This is a genomic window from Polaromonas sp., assembly GCF_039930745.1.
Lineage (GTDB): Bacteria > Pseudomonadota > Gammaproteobacteria > Burkholderiales > Burkholderiaceae_C > Polaromonas.
This window is the reverse complement of record NZ_JBDTTH010000111.1, coordinates 1-12,267: the sequence shown is the minus strand read 5'-3', so window position 1 is coordinate 12,267 and position 12,267 is coordinate 1. Positions and strand designations below refer to the sequence as shown.

At 62.4% G+C, this 12,267-nt stretch carries 20 protein-coding genes; 8 read left to right on the top strand and 12 right to left on the bottom strand.

The features are described from left to right. Positions 1-215 (top strand): cell division topological specificity factor MinE (gene minE / locus ABI660_RS21140; protein ID WP_348071832.1); only part of this gene is annotated, 215 nt, incomplete at its 5' end. 17 nt (positions 216-232) lie between these two features. On the opposite strand, the gene ABI660_RS21135 is transcribed toward minE, so the two are convergent. The 3 genes from ABI660_RS21135 to ABI660_RS21125 are packed head-to-tail and all read right to left on the bottom strand — an operon-like array spanning position 233 to position 1,900. Next, positions 233-640: a type II toxin-antitoxin system VapC family toxin gene (locus ABI660_RS21135; protein WP_348071830.1), complete on the bottom strand. Its 408-nt coding sequence runs from the start codon at positions 638-640 to the stop codon at positions 233-235. Between the two features lie 5 nt (positions 641-645). After that, positions 646-891 (bottom strand): AbrB/MazE/SpoVT family DNA-binding domain-containing protein, encoded by a 246-nt coding sequence (locus ABI660_RS21130; protein WP_348071828.1) that lies wholly within the window; start codon positions 889-891, stop codon positions 646-648. Between the two features lie 52 nt (positions 892-943). After that, positions 944-1,900: an alpha/beta hydrolase gene (locus tag ABI660_RS21125; RefSeq protein WP_348071826.1), complete on the bottom strand. Its 957-nt coding sequence runs from the start codon at positions 1,898-1,900 to the stop codon at positions 944-946. Positions 1,901-2,151: 251 nt separating this feature from the next. On the opposite strand from ABI660_RS21125, the gene ABI660_RS21120 reads away from it, so the two are divergent. The 4 genes from ABI660_RS21120 (at position 2,152) to ABI660_RS21105 (ending at position 6,592) form a co-directional block, all read left to right on the top strand. Continuing rightward, positions 2,152-2,976 carry an alpha/beta hydrolase gene (locus ABI660_RS21120; protein ID WP_348071824.1) on the top strand — a complete coding sequence of 275 codons (825 nt, stop codon included), beginning with the start codon at positions 2,152-2,154 and terminating at the stop codon, positions 2,974-2,976. Positions 2,977-3,072: 96 nt separating this feature from the next. Then, the gene (locus tag ABI660_RS21115; RefSeq protein ID WP_348071822.1) at positions 3,073-3,879 is read left to right on the top strand and encodes an alpha/beta hydrolase; all 807 of its coding nucleotides are present in this window, start codon (positions 3,073-3,075) and stop codon (positions 3,877-3,879) included. 400 nt (positions 3,880-4,279) lie between these two features. Beyond that, positions 4,280-4,639 carry a DUF4148 domain-containing protein gene (locus tag ABI660_RS21110; protein ID WP_348071820.1) on the top strand — a complete coding sequence of 120 codons (360 nt, stop codon included), beginning with the start codon at positions 4,280-4,282 and terminating at the stop codon, positions 4,637-4,639. Between the two features lie 246 nt (positions 4,640-4,885). Then, positions 4,886-6,592, top strand: a complete 1,707-nt coding sequence (locus ABI660_RS21105; protein WP_348071818.1) for an AarF/UbiB family protein — start codon at positions 4,886-4,888, stop codon at positions 6,590-6,592. Between the two features lie 23 nt (positions 6,593-6,615). On the opposite strand, the gene ABI660_RS21100 is transcribed toward ABI660_RS21105, so the two are convergent. The 4 genes from ABI660_RS21100 to ABI660_RS21085 all read right to left on the bottom strand — a co-directional run bounded on the left by ABI660_RS21100 (position 6,616) and on the right by ABI660_RS21085 (position 8,368). After that, positions 6,616-7,194, bottom strand: a complete 579-nt coding sequence (locus ABI660_RS21100) for an NnrU family protein (RefSeq protein WP_348071816.1) — start codon at positions 7,192-7,194, stop codon at positions 6,616-6,618. 172 nt (positions 7,195-7,366) lie between these two features. Then, positions 7,367-7,729, bottom strand: a complete 363-nt coding sequence (locus ABI660_RS21095) for a HepT-like ribonuclease domain-containing protein (protein ID WP_348071814.1) — start codon at positions 7,727-7,729, stop codon at positions 7,367-7,369. Continuing rightward, positions 7,707-8,015, bottom strand: a complete 309-nt coding sequence (locus ABI660_RS21090; protein ID WP_348071812.1) for a nucleotidyltransferase domain-containing protein — start codon at positions 8,013-8,015, stop codon at positions 7,707-7,709. The genes ABI660_RS21095 and ABI660_RS21090 overlap by 23 nt, the downstream gene beginning before the upstream one ends. Positions 8,016-8,164: 149 nt before the next feature. Beyond that, on the bottom strand, positions 8,165-8,368 hold the full coding sequence (locus tag ABI660_RS21085; RefSeq protein WP_348071811.1) for a hypothetical protein: 204 nt from the start codon (positions 8,366-8,368) through the stop codon (positions 8,165-8,167). 210 nt (positions 8,369-8,578) lie between these two features. On the opposite strand from ABI660_RS21085, the gene ABI660_RS21080 reads away from it, so the two are divergent. Next, the gene (locus ABI660_RS21080; protein ID WP_348071810.1) at positions 8,579-8,974 is read left to right on the top strand and encodes a response regulator transcription factor; all 396 of its coding nucleotides are present in this window, start codon (positions 8,579-8,581) and stop codon (positions 8,972-8,974) included. Positions 8,975-9,100: 126 nt separating this feature from the next. Here ABI660_RS21080 and ABI660_RS21075 read toward each other — a convergent pair whose 3' ends face one another. Further along, positions 9,101-9,523 (bottom strand): type II toxin-antitoxin system VapC family toxin, encoded by a 423-nt coding sequence (locus ABI660_RS21075; RefSeq protein ID WP_348071808.1) that lies wholly within the window; start codon positions 9,521-9,523, stop codon positions 9,101-9,103. After that, positions 9,520-9,768: a type II toxin-antitoxin system Phd/YefM family antitoxin gene (locus tag ABI660_RS21070; RefSeq protein ID WP_348071806.1), complete on the bottom strand. Its 249-nt coding sequence runs from the start codon at positions 9,766-9,768 to the stop codon at positions 9,520-9,522. The genes ABI660_RS21075 and ABI660_RS21070 overlap by 4 nt, the downstream gene beginning before the upstream one ends. Positions 9,769-9,805: 37 nt before the next feature. On the opposite strand from ABI660_RS21070, the gene ABI660_RS21065 reads away from it, so the two are divergent. Together ABI660_RS21065 and ABI660_RS21060 are read left to right on the top strand one after the other, a co-directional pair. After that, positions 9,806-9,940 carry a hypothetical protein gene (locus ABI660_RS21065; protein ID WP_348071804.1) on the top strand — a complete coding sequence of 45 codons (135 nt, stop codon included), beginning with the start codon at positions 9,806-9,808 and terminating at the stop codon, positions 9,938-9,940. A gap of 56 nt (positions 9,941-9,996) precedes the next feature. Next, positions 9,997-10,413 (top strand): hypothetical protein, encoded by a 417-nt coding sequence (locus ABI660_RS21060; protein ID WP_348071802.1) that lies wholly within the window; start codon positions 9,997-9,999, stop codon positions 10,411-10,413. On the opposite strand, the gene ABI660_RS21055 is transcribed toward ABI660_RS21060, so the two are convergent. From ABI660_RS21055 to ABI660_RS21045, 3 genes are all read right to left on the bottom strand, one after another. Beyond that, entirely contained in the window at positions 10,394-10,807 is a 414-nt protein-coding gene (locus tag ABI660_RS21055) for a VOC family protein (protein WP_348071800.1), read from the bottom strand. The genes ABI660_RS21060 and ABI660_RS21055 overlap by 20 nt on opposite strands. A gap of 115 nt (positions 10,808-10,922) precedes the next feature. Next, positions 10,923-11,165: a hypothetical protein gene (locus ABI660_RS21050; protein ID WP_348071798.1), complete on the bottom strand. Its 243-nt coding sequence runs from the start codon at positions 11,163-11,165 to the stop codon at positions 10,923-10,925. A 9-nt stretch (positions 11,166-11,174) separates the two neighbouring features. After that, positions 11,175-12,267, bottom strand: a 1,093-nt coding sequence (locus ABI660_RS21045; protein ID WP_348071796.1) for a hypothetical protein, incomplete at its 5' end; no start/stop codon positions are given.

Below are 12,267 nucleotides of genomic sequence, written 5' to 3'. Positions count from 1 at the left end.
GCGTCGCCAAAGAGCGGCTGCAGATCATCCTGGCGCACGAACGCTCAGGCCGCCACAGCCACGAGCCCGACTACCTGCCCGCGCTGCAGCGCGATCTGATCGCGGTGATCTCCAAATACATCAAGATCGACCCGAACGACATCAAGGTCAACCTTGAGCGCCAGGACAATCTGGACGTGCTCGAAGTCAAGATCGAGCTGCCCGACAACAAGTAGGCAGCCTGCGCCGCCGCTTATTCGAGCAGCGTCATTCCGGAGGCGCGCGCGGCAACCTTGTCAAAAGTCAGGGTCCGTGTACAGCCTTCACTGTCGGCCAGCTGCGCGATCAATGCATCTGCAAACCCAGCCTTGCCGGTTTTAGTGCTGCGCAGTTGCCGTAGCGCCGCTTGAACCACATCGCGTCGCTCCACGCGAAATTGAGGTGTGCCCAGAAGATCCTCCACCGTCGTGGCCAGCTCACCCGATGTGGCACCGTAGAGTTTTTGCAGCACCCAGCAAAGCTCGACGAGCACAACGAGGCTGAGAAATCCCGGCACGGCAATGCTCAGTTCCTTTTCGATCAGCCGGGTAGCGAATGCCGCCTGTTTTGCGTCGTCCTGCGCGAGATAGCGCACCAGCACATTGGTGTCGAGCCCAATCACGCGTCTTACCGGTGACGCGCAACAGCCTGAGCGGCAATCGCCTGGTCCATGGCTTCGATGCTTACCGGCTTTTTCACCCGCCCGGCAAACCGGCCCTTGAGCGACACAACGTCCGCGTGCAAAGCCACGACCTTGAAGCCATCTTCAACCGGCACAAAGTCTACTTTGCTGCCCGCATGGAGCCCCAGCGCCGAGCGCACGGCGGCAGGCAAAGTGATTTGTCCCTTGGAAGTCAGCGTAGCGGCAGGCATGATGAAAGCTCCTTACGTTAGGTAAGGAATTATAGCCCGTCAGGAAATCAGCTTACAAACCCAGAAACCTCTTCACCACCGCCACCGTGCGCGCCGGGTCTTCCTCGTGCGGCACGTGGCCCAGGTCGTCGAACACCACCAGCTCGCTGCCCCTGATGTCACGTGCAAAACGCTTGCCGAACTCCAGCGGAATCAGGCGGTCCTGGCCGCCCCAGAGAATCAGCGTGGGCATGGCCAGCGCCTTCAGCCCTGCCACATTGCCGGCGTAGCCCTGGTCCATGCGCCGTCCCAGCGCCTGGCGGTTGCCCGCGCGCAGCGTCATGTCCATGTACAGGTCCACCAGCTCGGGCGTCACTTTTGACGGGTCGCCATACACATTGCGCACGCTTTTTTCCACGACGCTGCGCGGCAGTATGTAGCGCGTCAGCACCCGCAGCGCCGGCATGCGTGCAATGCGAAAACCCAGCGGCAGCGAGGGCGGCACGCTGGCCGATTCCGGCGGGTAGCCGCTGGCATCGACCAGCACCAGCCGCGCCACGCGCTGCGGCGCCGCTACCGCCGTGGCCCAGGCCACCTGCCCGCCCAGCGAATTGCCTGCCAGCACAAACCGCTGCACCCCCAGCTGGTCCAGCACGGCCGTGACGAAGCGCACGTAAGCCTCGGGCGAATAATCGTTCTGCCGGTTCGGCCCTGTCAGCGCAAAACCCGGCAGGTCAAAACGGATCACGCGCCGCTGTCCGCGCAGGGCAACGGCCCAGCCCTCCCAGGTGTGCAGGCTGGCCGAGGTGCCGTGAATCAGCACGATGGGCAGCGAGTCGTCACGCGGCCCCTCGTCGCGCAGGTGCACCTGCATGCCGTCAATGGCGATGAACTGCGAAGGCGGCTTTGCCCAGCGCGGCTTGAGTTCGTCCACCGGCTTGTCCGGCGCCCAGGTGGCCACCACAGCCACCCCACCCAGAACCAACACGGCGGCGAGGAAGAAAAGAAAAGAACGAAGAAAAAGTTTCATGATGCTGCGCCTGCCTCCGCCTCGGGTTGCGTGAATATTTGCGACTTGGCAAGCATAGCCAAGTCTGTGTCACACGAGCAATTTTCCCGATGGCTGCAGGATATCTTGCGAGATGGTTTGCAGGCTTTCCGGACACTTGAGGCACCTGCCCCCTGTTCATGGGGTGCATCGGGCTTTCCCCACCCGTGTCGGCTCATGTCTTGCTTACACTGAGCTCGGAACCCGTTTCCATCACCACCACAAGGAGTTCCATGCAACGCCGCCTCTTCTCTGTTGTTTCCGCCCTTGCCATCAGCTGCGCCGCGCTCGCCGCTACCCTCGCCCCGCTCACCGCCGCAGCGCAGCAGCGCATCGGCGTGCTCATGCTGCACGGCAAAAACCCCGGCAGCAACCAGGACCCCAACTTCGGCCCGAGTAAAGGCGTCTTCGAGCGCCAGGGCTGGCTGGTGCGTTTTCCAGACATGCCCTGGTCGCGCGGCCGTTACCTGGACGGCCACTGGGACAAGGCCATGGCGGAAATGGCATCCGAGGTCAAGGCGCTGCGCGATGCCGGCGCCACCCACATCGTGCTGGTCGGCCACAGCCTGGGTGCGCCCGCAGCGCTCAGTCACGCGGCCCGGGGCGGCGATGTCCAGGCGCTGGTGCTGCTCGCGCCAGGCCACATTCCGCTGGGCTATTACACCTACCCCCCGCTCAAGGTGGTACGCGAGAGTGTTGACGAAGCACGCGCGCAGGTGGCCGCCGGCAAGGGCGACTCGCGCGAACGCTTCAGCGACATCAACCAGGGCCGCCAGCAGACCGTGATCACCACAGCCAAGGACTTTTTGTCGTACTTCGACCCGAGCTCCGACGCCGAGATGTCAGTGACCGCCCCGCGCGTGCCCGCCGGCACACCGGTGATGACGGTGATCGGCGAAAAAGACCCGCTGTTCAGCCGCATCAAGACCTATTACGTCGACAAGCTTCCCGCCAACCCGAAAAACAAATACCTGGAAGTCCCTGGCGGGCACCTGGACACACCGCGCGTCGCCAGCGACGAGATCATCCAATGGATCAAGGCCGTGCTGGCCGAATAAACCCGCGCCGGCCCCGCTGCGATATGCTGCTGTTTCAATAGCTGCCCGCACCTACGCAGCAAAGGCCAACAGGCGATTCAAGAAAAGCGACCCGGCATGAAAAACACCCTGCACAGCAAGGGCCTGGCGATCTGCCTGCTGGCATGGGCGCTGGCCTGCCAGGGCGCACTGGCACAAACCATGCAGAAGGTGGTGGACGTTCCCACCCGGCCCGGCGTGACGCAGCGCTTTGTCTACATCGCACCGCCACAGCCGAAGGCCTCGGTCATCCTGTTCGCGGGCGGCCATGGCGGCCTGCGGATCTCCGGCGACGGCGGCTTCACCTGGGGCAAGGGCAACTTCCTCGTACGCGCGCGGCAGCTGTTTGCCGACGCAGGCCTGGCCGTGGCGGTGGTGGACGCGCCGTCCGACCGCCAGTCGCCGCCCTTCCTCAGCGGCTATCGGCAAACACGTGAACACGCCACCGACATCGCCGCGGTGATTGCCTGGCTCAAGCAGCAGGCACCGGTGCCGGTATGGCTGGTCGGCACCAGCCGCGGCACACAATCCGCCGCTTACCTTGCAACAGAACTGCCCGCCGCACGGGGCGGTCCCGACGGGCTGGTTCTGACGGCCACCGTCCTCACAGACCGCAACAGCCGCGCGGTGCCCAAAATGCCGATGGAAACACTGCGCATTCCGGTGCTGGTGGTGCACCATGCGCTGGACGCCTGCCGGGTTTGCCGCTTCAGCGACATGCCGCCGCTGATGGACAAGCTGGCTAAAACGCCCAAGGCCGAACTGATCACCGTCACCGGCGGCCAGAGCACCGGCGACCCCTGCGAAGCCATGGCCTACCATGGCTTCAACGGCCTCGAGCCCGAGGTGGTCGGCAAGATCAGCCGCTGGGTGCTGGCGCGCTAGTACTGCAACCCGGAAGTAGCGAAACAAGATGAAAGTGATGGCTTCGCGCCCAGGGCAAGGCGCAAGCCGCAGCGAAGGCTGTGCGCCTTCGCAAGGATTGCAACGCCGCCATGAGTGCGAAGACGCGCTTTCATGTTTTGATATTTTCGGGTTGCAGTACTAGGCCCCAGGCCCACAGCGTGCGAGCGCTAGGGCAATGGCACCCTGGCCACCGGATTATTGCGAAACCCGAAACAGACCATCTCCAAAACTGCGGCTTGTGACCGGGGGTTTGCCGCCCATCTGCTCTTCATCGATGAGCCGCAACCTTCAAGCAACGACTCACCGAGGCTGGAAACAGACGGGCCACCAGGGCTCGCCATGCCCGGATTTGTCATCCACTTATCAAGGAAACCTGATCATGAACCGCAAAATCGCCTCCACCCTCGTCATCGCCGCCGCTGCTGTAGCCGGCAACGCCTTCGCCGACGACATCACCATCGACACCACGCCTTTCACCAGCACGAAAAGCCGCGCTGAAGTGCGCGCCGAACTCGACCAGTTCAAGAAGTCCGGCACCAGCCCATGGTCCACCCGGTACAACCCGCTGGCCAAGTTCCAGAGCACAGCTTCGCGCGCCCAGGTGGTGGCCGAGTACATCGCCTCCCGCAACGAAGTCGCCGCCTTCGGTGGTGAAGACAGTGGCTCGCACTACCTCGCGCAACACCAGGCCGTGGACAACGGCCTGCGGGTTGCAGGCCAGCCCTTCAACGCCCAGTAAGGCGCACCGGGGCCAACAACGGCTCCGCTCTTTTACCCGCAAGCCCGCAGCGCAAACCGCTACGGGCTTGCGCGTTTTCGCCATTGATGATTTCGCAATCCATGGCACCTCCCCGTTCGGGCTGAGCCTGTCGAGGCCTGTCCTGAGCTCGACGAAGGATTGAAGCCCCAATCGATCATCCTGAGCCTGCGGCAAGCCCCGGCCCCAGGCCCGCTCCAGGCCCAGGCGCAGGGCTATCATCCACCCATGCTGACAGAGACTCTGAGCGCGGCGCGCGACATGGGGCGCCTCAACGAAATCGCCGTGGTGCTGATTCGGCACGGCTTTGGCGACACGGTGCGCCGCCTCGGCCTGGCCGACCGGCTCGAGCGCGCCGGCCACGTGCTGCGGTGGGACCACGTGGCCGACCTGGCCCGCATCACGCCGCCCGCGCAGGTGCGCCTGGCCATGGAAGAGCTGGGCCCGGCCTTCGTCAAGCTCGGGCAAATCCTCGCCGGCCGCGCCGACCTGTTTGGCCCCGAGTGGATTGCCGAGTTTGAAAAGCTGCACAGCCATGTGCCCGCCGTGCCGCTCGAACTGCTGCGGCCCCAGCTGCGCGAAGACCTGGGCGGCGAGCCCGAAGACGTGTTTGCCCGCTTCGACACCGTGCCGCTGGCCGCCGCCTCCATTGCGCAGGTGCACCGCGCGCAGCTCAAAGACGGCACCGAAGTCGTCGTCAAGATCCGCCGCCCCGGCATCACTGAAGTGATCGAGGCCGACCTGCGCCTGCTTGCCCGCCTGGCCGCACTGGCCGAGGCCGAGGTGCCCGCGCTCAAGCCCTACCACCTGCAGCAGCTGGTGCGTGAGTTCGTCAAGTCGCTGCGCCGCGAGCTGGACCTGGCCGCCGAATGCCGCCACGCCGAACGCATCACCGCCAACATGGCGCCGCTGCCGTGGATCGTCATTCCGCGCGTGCACTGGGCGCACACCGGCGAGCGCGTGAACGTGCAGGACTTTGTGGGTGGCATCCCCGGCGACCAGCTGGGCCAGCTCACGCCCGAAGCCGGCTTCGACCGCACGCTGCTGGCCCAGCGCGGCGCCCAGGCTGTGCTGAAAATGATTGTCGAGGACGGTTTCTTCCACGCCGACCCGCACCCCGGCAACGTGTTTTACCTGCCCGGCAACGGCATTGCCTTCATCGACTTCGGCATGGTCGGGCGCTTGTCCGAACGCCGGCGTGAAGAGCTGCTGCAGCTGCTGCTGGGCTTGGTCGAGCGGCAGGCGCAGGCCGTGGCCGAGGTGCTGCTCGACTGGGCGGGCGACGGCCACGGCATCAACCTGGCACAGCTCGAAACCGAGATCGAGGCCTTTGTCGACCAATACCACAGCACGCCGCTGGCCGAACTCAGCCTGAGCCTGATGCTGGCCGACGTCACCGCCCTGCTGCGCGAGCATCACCTGGGCCTGCCTTCCGATCTGGCGCTGCTCATCAAGGCCTTTATTTCGCTCGAAGGCATGGGCCGCGGGCTGGACCCCGGCTTTCACATGGCCACCGAGGCCACGCCCATGCTGCACGAGGTGCTGCGTACGCGTTACGAACCCAAGGCCCTGGCCGGCCGCGCCTGGAAAACCCTGCGCCGCAGCCTGTCCGTGATCGAGCAGCTGCCGCACGACGTGTCACGCTTGCTGCGCAACGCGCGCCGCGGCAGGCTGCAGGTGCACATCGAGCTGGCGCACCTCAAGCGCGTGGGCGACCAGATCGACCGCGCCGCCAACCGCCTGGCCATGGCGCTGGTGATTTCCGCGCTCATCATCGGCTCGTCCATCGCCATGACGGTGAAGGGCGGCCCCACCCTGTTCGGGCTGCCTCTGCTCGGCTCGCTCGGCTTCATTAGCGCCGTGCTGGGCGGGCTGTGGCTGGTGCGCGCCATCTGGCGCAGCAGCCGCGAGCGCGACACCGACGAAGCAGGCTGATCAGCCCGCACCGGGCAGACAGCTCACCCGATCGGCCGCACGCCAATCAGCGCGCCGTGCGCCCAGAAGGCAAACACCGCCCAGAACGCCGCCCCCGCCACCACCGCGCCCAGCGTGCCGGCAGTGGTGCCCGCCGGGTACACCGTGCCCGCAGCCCGGTCGCGCGCCCGCGCCGCACGAAAGCTCAGCACCGCCCACACCAGGAAGGCGCCAAACAGCACCACATGCGCCAGGTTGCCATTGGCCAGCAGGTGCGCCAGCGCCCACACCTTCACACCCAGCACCATGGGGTGGTGCAACCGCGCCTTGATGGCGTTGCGCGGCACATAGGCCGCCGCCACCAGCACAAAAGAAATCAGCGTCAGCAGCGAGGCCAGGTGCCGCATGCCCCGCGGCGGCATCCACAACTGCACCGGCTGCTGCCGCGCCAGGCCGAAGCCCCAGACGATCAGCACAAAGCCGGCAATCGACAGCAGCGCATACACACCCTTCCACGGCAGCTCACCCACGCGGCCAATCATGGCGCTGCGCCAGCCGTCGGCAGCTATGCGTATGGAATGCACACCCAGAAAAAGCACCAGGCCCAGAATCATCATCGTCATCACAGTCCCCTCGAAGTATGTGAGCGATTATGGGCGCGCCACCGTGGCCCGTCCATGCCAGGGCGGTGCGTGGACGCTATTTATTTGGTAGCTGCCGGCGCATGGCAGACAAGGGCCGGAGCCCGATTTGGCTTGAAAATAGCAACCGGCAACCACCGAAACATGCAAACTGTCAGCTCTGCTCCAGCTCCTGCAGCAGCTCATCAACCACCGTTGCCAGCGCGGGCAGCGATTGTTGAATGACGTCCCACACCGTGTCGTGGTCTACCCGCGCATAACCATGAATGAGTTGGTTCCTGAACGCCACAATCTGCGCCAGATGGGGAATGCGGGCGGCCAACTCAGGCTTGGCCTTGGCCAGTTGGTTCAGCGCCTCGCCGATGATTTCAAACTTGCGCTCTACCGCCGAATAAACCAGCGGGGTGCGGGCATAACTATTGGCATCCAGCCCGGCAACGAAATGCTTGACAGCCTCTGCAGCCTCGCGCACGTCCCAAAGCCAGGCCCGCGGGTCACGCTGCATAAACCACTTCACGTGCGCTGTTGATGCCCGCCAGCACATAGGGGTTGCGCACGCTGCGTGGTTCAACCAGATCCACTCCGCGGCCGAGCAGTTGCTCCAGCTCTGCCTTGAGCGCAAAGTAGCCGTCCAGACCGCGCTTGCTACCGGGCGCGAATTCCACCAGAAAATCGGCGTCGCTGCGCAAGGGGTCGAAGTCCGTACCGCGCGCAGCCGAACCGAACACTTCCAGTCGCTGGATGTGCAGGCGCTGACAGATGCGCGCAATGTCCGCGCGCTTTTGTGTGATGAGGGGATGCATCGTGGCGCAATGGTACCAGCGGGAATGTTATTGAGCCAGCGAGCAGCCCACTCTCACGCGCTATAGCAACCATAGCTGCCGGCGCACGGCAGCCAAGGGCTGGAGCCCGATTTGATTCATAACCCTGGCACGAGGCCGCCGGCCCCGCCTCAATGCCCGGTCGTCGTTCCGCGCCGCGCCTGCGACTGGTTGTCACCGCCGATGTGCGACTCGCGGTCGCTGCGGCTTTGCGGGGTGCGCTTGCCCTGGTTTTTCTGGGTCGCGTCCTGCTCGCCCATCTTGTTGCTGTCGTTTTCAACCTTGCCGGTGTGGGCTGGTTGCTTGTCGCGCGGGTTCTGCTTGCTGCTGCTCATGGTGCATTCCTTGGATTAGTCCGTTCGGCTTAATATTCTTCGGCTGCACACCAGCCCGCCGTGTCGGACAACGCCGCGTTCCGGCCATCGTGGAGGCGCCAACGCGGATCAAGCCCTGTTTTCTAGCGTTTACCCGGTTTCGCCTTTGGGTAGACTGCTTCTAGACTTTTCCCAATCCCCAGCCCAAGCCCGGGCTGTATGTAGTAATAAATGCGCCTGAGAATTTTTCTGGTCGAAGACAGCCCCGTCATCCGCGACAACCTTGCCGAGTCGCTGGAAGAGCTGGTCGGCGCCCGCGTGGTCGGCTGGGCCAGCAACGAAGACGAGGCCAGCCAGTGGCTGGCCGACCACCCCGCCGACTGGGACCTGGCTGTGGTGGACCTCTTCCTGCTGCAGGGCAGCGGCCTCAATGTGGTGAAAAGCTGCAGCAACCGCGCCCTGCGCCAAAAAGTCATCGTCCTCACCAGCTACGCCACCCCACCTATCCGCCAGCGTTGCCTGGCCCTCGGCGCCGACGCCGTGTTCGACAAAGCCACCGAAATCGAGGAGTTCACCAAATATGCGGTGGACGAAGTCGAACGGGTGACAGGCAGCACCCACTGGTGAGCCGCCTCCAGTAGCTACTTTTTTAATAGCTGCTTGCGCCCGCCAGCAAAGGGCTGGAGGCCGATCTGGCTATAAAAAACAGCCAACAGCGCGCTGAAAGGAGAACCCGGCGAGCACCCGGATCCGTCAGTCCACCGCTGCCAGCCACGGGTTAACAAGCTCCAGGCCAGCATAGACAAAGTCTTTGGTGTTGCGGGTGACCAGCCGCAAGTCATGATGCAACGCCGTTGCAGCCAACAGGCTGTCGATGGCGGGCACGGGACGGCCCACCTGAGCGAGCAGCCGCCCCCAGTGATCGGCCACTGCCGTGCCAATTGGCAGAATGCGCGGACCAAACCAGTCGCGCAAGTCATGCTCCAGCCAGAGGCGCAATTTTTCACGCCGCTGGATATCTGCCATTTTCTCGACGCCTTTGCGAATTTCGCCTAGCGTCAAGGCGCTCAAAAAAAGCGCGTCGTCTGGCGTATTGGCAAACCAGCGCAGCACCGCGGCGCTGGGTTTGGGGCGAACCAGCTCCGAGAGCACATTGGTGTCGATCAGGTAACTCACAAGGCGATCTCGCGCGTGAAACCGGTTTCTCGCTCCGTTTTCAGTTTCACACCGACCAAGGGCGAGCCACGCATGAACTCGACAAACCCGGGTTTTGGATGCGTCAGGCGCGCGTATTCCGCGCACGATACCAGCACAGCCACGGGCTCGCCACGTACCGTAATACCCTGAGGCCCTTCGCTCAGTGCACGCTTCACCAGCTCGCTGAATTTGCCTTTTGCTTCCTGCAATTGCCATGTAGACATGGGGTTCTCCAATCTAGTCAGTCTAGTCAGATTGTACTTGGCAGGAGCGGCCTGGAGCAAGACGGCGGCCCTCGGCGCCGACGCCGTGTTCGACAAAGCCACCGAAATCGAGGAGTTCACCAAATATGCGGTGGACGAAGTGGAACGGGTGGCAGGCAGCACGCACTGGTGAGCCGCCTCCAGTAGCTACTTTTTTAATAGCTGCTTGCGCCCGTGGCATAAGGGCCAATGCCCGATTTGGCTGTGTATAAACCCAGAACAGGCATTGGCGTCGATAAAAGGCTCCAAAGGCGGGGGCATTGGCCTGGGCAGATCGGGTCCAGGCTGACCGAAACCCAAAAAACGTTCACGATCATGAACGTTATGCAATTTCGCCCACCATTTGTTCACGATCGTGAACAGCCTCAACCCGGTCTCCATCTATTGACGATGCCCCGGCGCATCTGCGGCGTAGCAGACCCCAGAGCGGTGATTGAACGCATTGCCCAGGGAATGGCGCAGGCTCAGTCAAAGTGCAGCACCGACGCCCGCATTTCGCCGCAGGTGCAGGCGCAAGTCAGTTCGGCCTGGGCGCCGGGTTTGGTTCTGGCAAAAGAGATTGCGCGCGGCACGGGTGCCAACAGCCTCAGCCCGCCGCCCCGGTAAAACACATCGCCTCAATCTTGTGTCCGTCCAGGTCGCGCACAAACGCCGCGTAATAGGTTGGCGTGTAATGCGGCCGCAAGCCCGGCGGCCCGTCACATAGCGCACCCAGCGCCAGCGCCTTCGCATGAAAGGCATCCACCTCCGCCGGCGAGTTGGCCAGAAAGCAGATGTGCGTGCCATTGCCCGGCGCAGCGCTACCACCATCCAGCGGCCGGCCAATCCAGAATTCAGGAAACGTCCGGCCATAAGCCACCGACTCGCCATGCGTCATCACCTGCTTGATCTGCAACGTGCCCAGCACCGCGTCGTAAAACGCCCTGGCGCGCGGGTAGTCGTTGGTGCCCAGGGAGATGTGGGAGAGGATGCTGGGGGGGAGGTCGGAGGGATCGGGCATGGCGGCTCCTTGATGAAGGGAGCGAAAAGTTTAGCGATGCCGACAACCGTACGCAAGAGAGCAACAGGTCAGCCCACGAAGTTAGTGTTGTGTTCGAATAACTCTATTGCTCAAGCTACAGCAGCTCCCACACGCCGCTAGGCGAAGCTCCGGCATTCTTTAGCAGCCCTTTTCTGCGCATCTGACTTGCTGCCCAACGCATGTCGTATTGCCAGGTGTAAAAAAGATCTCCTGAGCGTATAAGGTCATCTTCATGCGTCTGCCAGATCGCCCTGGCAACGTCGACGAGCTTAGCGCTTCCACCCTTAGTGGTGAGCGCATCCAATACCCATTGCTGTAAATCGTCCTTCTTCGCCATCGCGTTCCCTTACTGAGTTGTATAGCCCGCCACCAAGCCCTTTTTCCATGTCTCTGAATACTGAATAGCCTGCTTTACCTGCATAGTGGCAACAACCGATCGTTCTATATCAAGTATGGAGTTGAGTTTTTCGGAGTCCTCTCCGCTGTACTCCTGTCTTACTTCGGCTTGCCTCTGAAGAATCGCGTGATAAGCGATCCAAATCTCGTAAGCATTGGAAAACGGCTGCACAAGGTCTGTCTTGTTCGCTTTTAGCTTTTCTAGCGCAATGCTATAAGCTGGAAAGATCGTTGAGTAGTAGACCCAAGTTTTTCCACCCATCTCCATCGCCTTATACGCATGCGCAAGTTGACGACCGCTATCGCGCATGTCCTCAGGCCAAAGCATTTCCCATTCTTGTTCGTCAGAAGGACTAATTGCTTTAATCTCAAAGGGTGGAACCGAAGTCTTTCCGGTTTTCACCGGTCGCTCTTTTGCCGGAAGAATCTCAAAAGAAATGGATGCGACTAATTGCTCACCATTAAGTTTGGTGAGGGATGCCGTAACTTCGCCTGTTTGACCCGCAACGGCCTTCGCAGACGGACGCAACCGCCACCTTGCGCGGCCGCCAGCCAATCGCGCTTTGCTCTCTACTTCCAATAGCTCTTCGCTACTACGAATTCCAAGTAGCCCACGACGATCAAACTCAAGGTCAGCATCGGTCTCCACCAATACCAATTGACTGTCTTGCAACGAGACTTCCAAGTGTTGGTCGGGCACAGTAAACTTCAAAAAAGTAACTTGGGGGAACGGCAATGTTTCCAGCGGCTCCCTTTTTACGTATACAGGCTGCTGCTTATTTTTAACGACAGCCTTGCGTTCGCTCTGGCCGATCACATCGGCTTTCGCACTATCCGTAACCTCCAGGCCGACCTCCTTCAACAGCTTTGTAACCTGCTGGCGCACCTCTTCCTTCGTTGACGCTGTCTCCCGCTTCGCAAGGCGCTCTGTCAATTCGCGCTCAATATTAGCTAGAGCCTCATCCTCCTCGAGCATCCTTCGAAGGTTGGTAAGCGTTCGGCCATCCCCTTCTTGAATCCTGGCATCTAAGCGGCAAAGATGG

What these genes read in the sequence shown, in the direction of transcription:
- ABI660_RS21085 (WP_348071811.1), bottom strand. Translation starts at nt 8,368, where the DNA reads ATGAGCAGCAGCAAGCAGAACCCGCGCGACAAGCAACCAGCCCACACC.
- ABI660_RS21130 (WP_348071828.1), bottom strand. Translation starts at nt 891, where the DNA reads ATGCCTGCCGCTACGCTGACTTCCAAGGGACAAATCACTTTGCCTGCC.
- ABI660_RS21090 (WP_348071812.1), bottom strand. Translation starts at nt 8,015, where the DNA reads ATGCATCCCCTCATCACACAAAAGCGCGCGGACATTGCGCGCATCTGT.
- ABI660_RS21115 (WP_348071822.1), top strand. Translation starts at nt 3,073, where the DNA reads ATGAAAAACACCCTGCACAGCAAGGGCCTGGCGATCTGCCTGCTGGCA.
- ABI660_RS21100 (WP_348071816.1), bottom strand. Translation starts at nt 7,194, where the DNA reads ATGACGATGATGATTCTGGGCCTGGTGCTTTTTCTGGGTGTGCATTCC.
- ABI660_RS21120 (WP_348071824.1), top strand. Translation starts at nt 2,152, where the DNA reads ATGCAACGCCGCCTCTTCTCTGTTGTTTCCGCCCTTGCCATCAGCTGC.
- ABI660_RS21125 (WP_348071826.1), bottom strand. Translation starts at nt 1,900, where the DNA reads ATGAAACTTTTTCTTCGTTCTTTTCTTTTCTTCCTCGCCGCCGTGTTG.
- ABI660_RS21070 (WP_348071806.1), bottom strand. Translation starts at nt 9,768, where the DNA reads ATGTCTACATGGCAATTGCAGGAAGCAAAAGGCAAATTCAGCGAGCTG.
- ABI660_RS21050 (WP_348071798.1), bottom strand. Translation starts at nt 11,165, where the DNA reads ATGGCGAAGAAGGACGATTTACAGCAATGGGTATTGGATGCGCTCACC.
- ABI660_RS21110 (WP_348071820.1), top strand. Translation starts at nt 4,280, where the DNA reads ATGAACCGCAAAATCGCCTCCACCCTCGTCATCGCCGCCGCTGCTGTA.
- ABI660_RS21055 (WP_348071800.1), bottom strand. Translation starts at nt 10,807, where the DNA reads ATGCCCGATCCCTCCGACCTCCCCCCCAGCATCCTCTCCCACATCTCC.
- ABI660_RS21060 (WP_348071802.1), top strand. Translation starts at nt 9,997, where the DNA reads ATGCCCGATTTGGCTGTGTATAAACCCAGAACAGGCATTGGCGTCGAT.
- ABI660_RS21080 (WP_348071810.1), top strand. Translation starts at nt 8,579, where the DNA reads ATGCGCCTGAGAATTTTTCTGGTCGAAGACAGCCCCGTCATCCGCGAC.
- ABI660_RS21105 (WP_348071818.1), top strand. Translation starts at nt 4,886, where the DNA reads ATGCTGACAGAGACTCTGAGCGCGGCGCGCGACATGGGGCGCCTCAAC.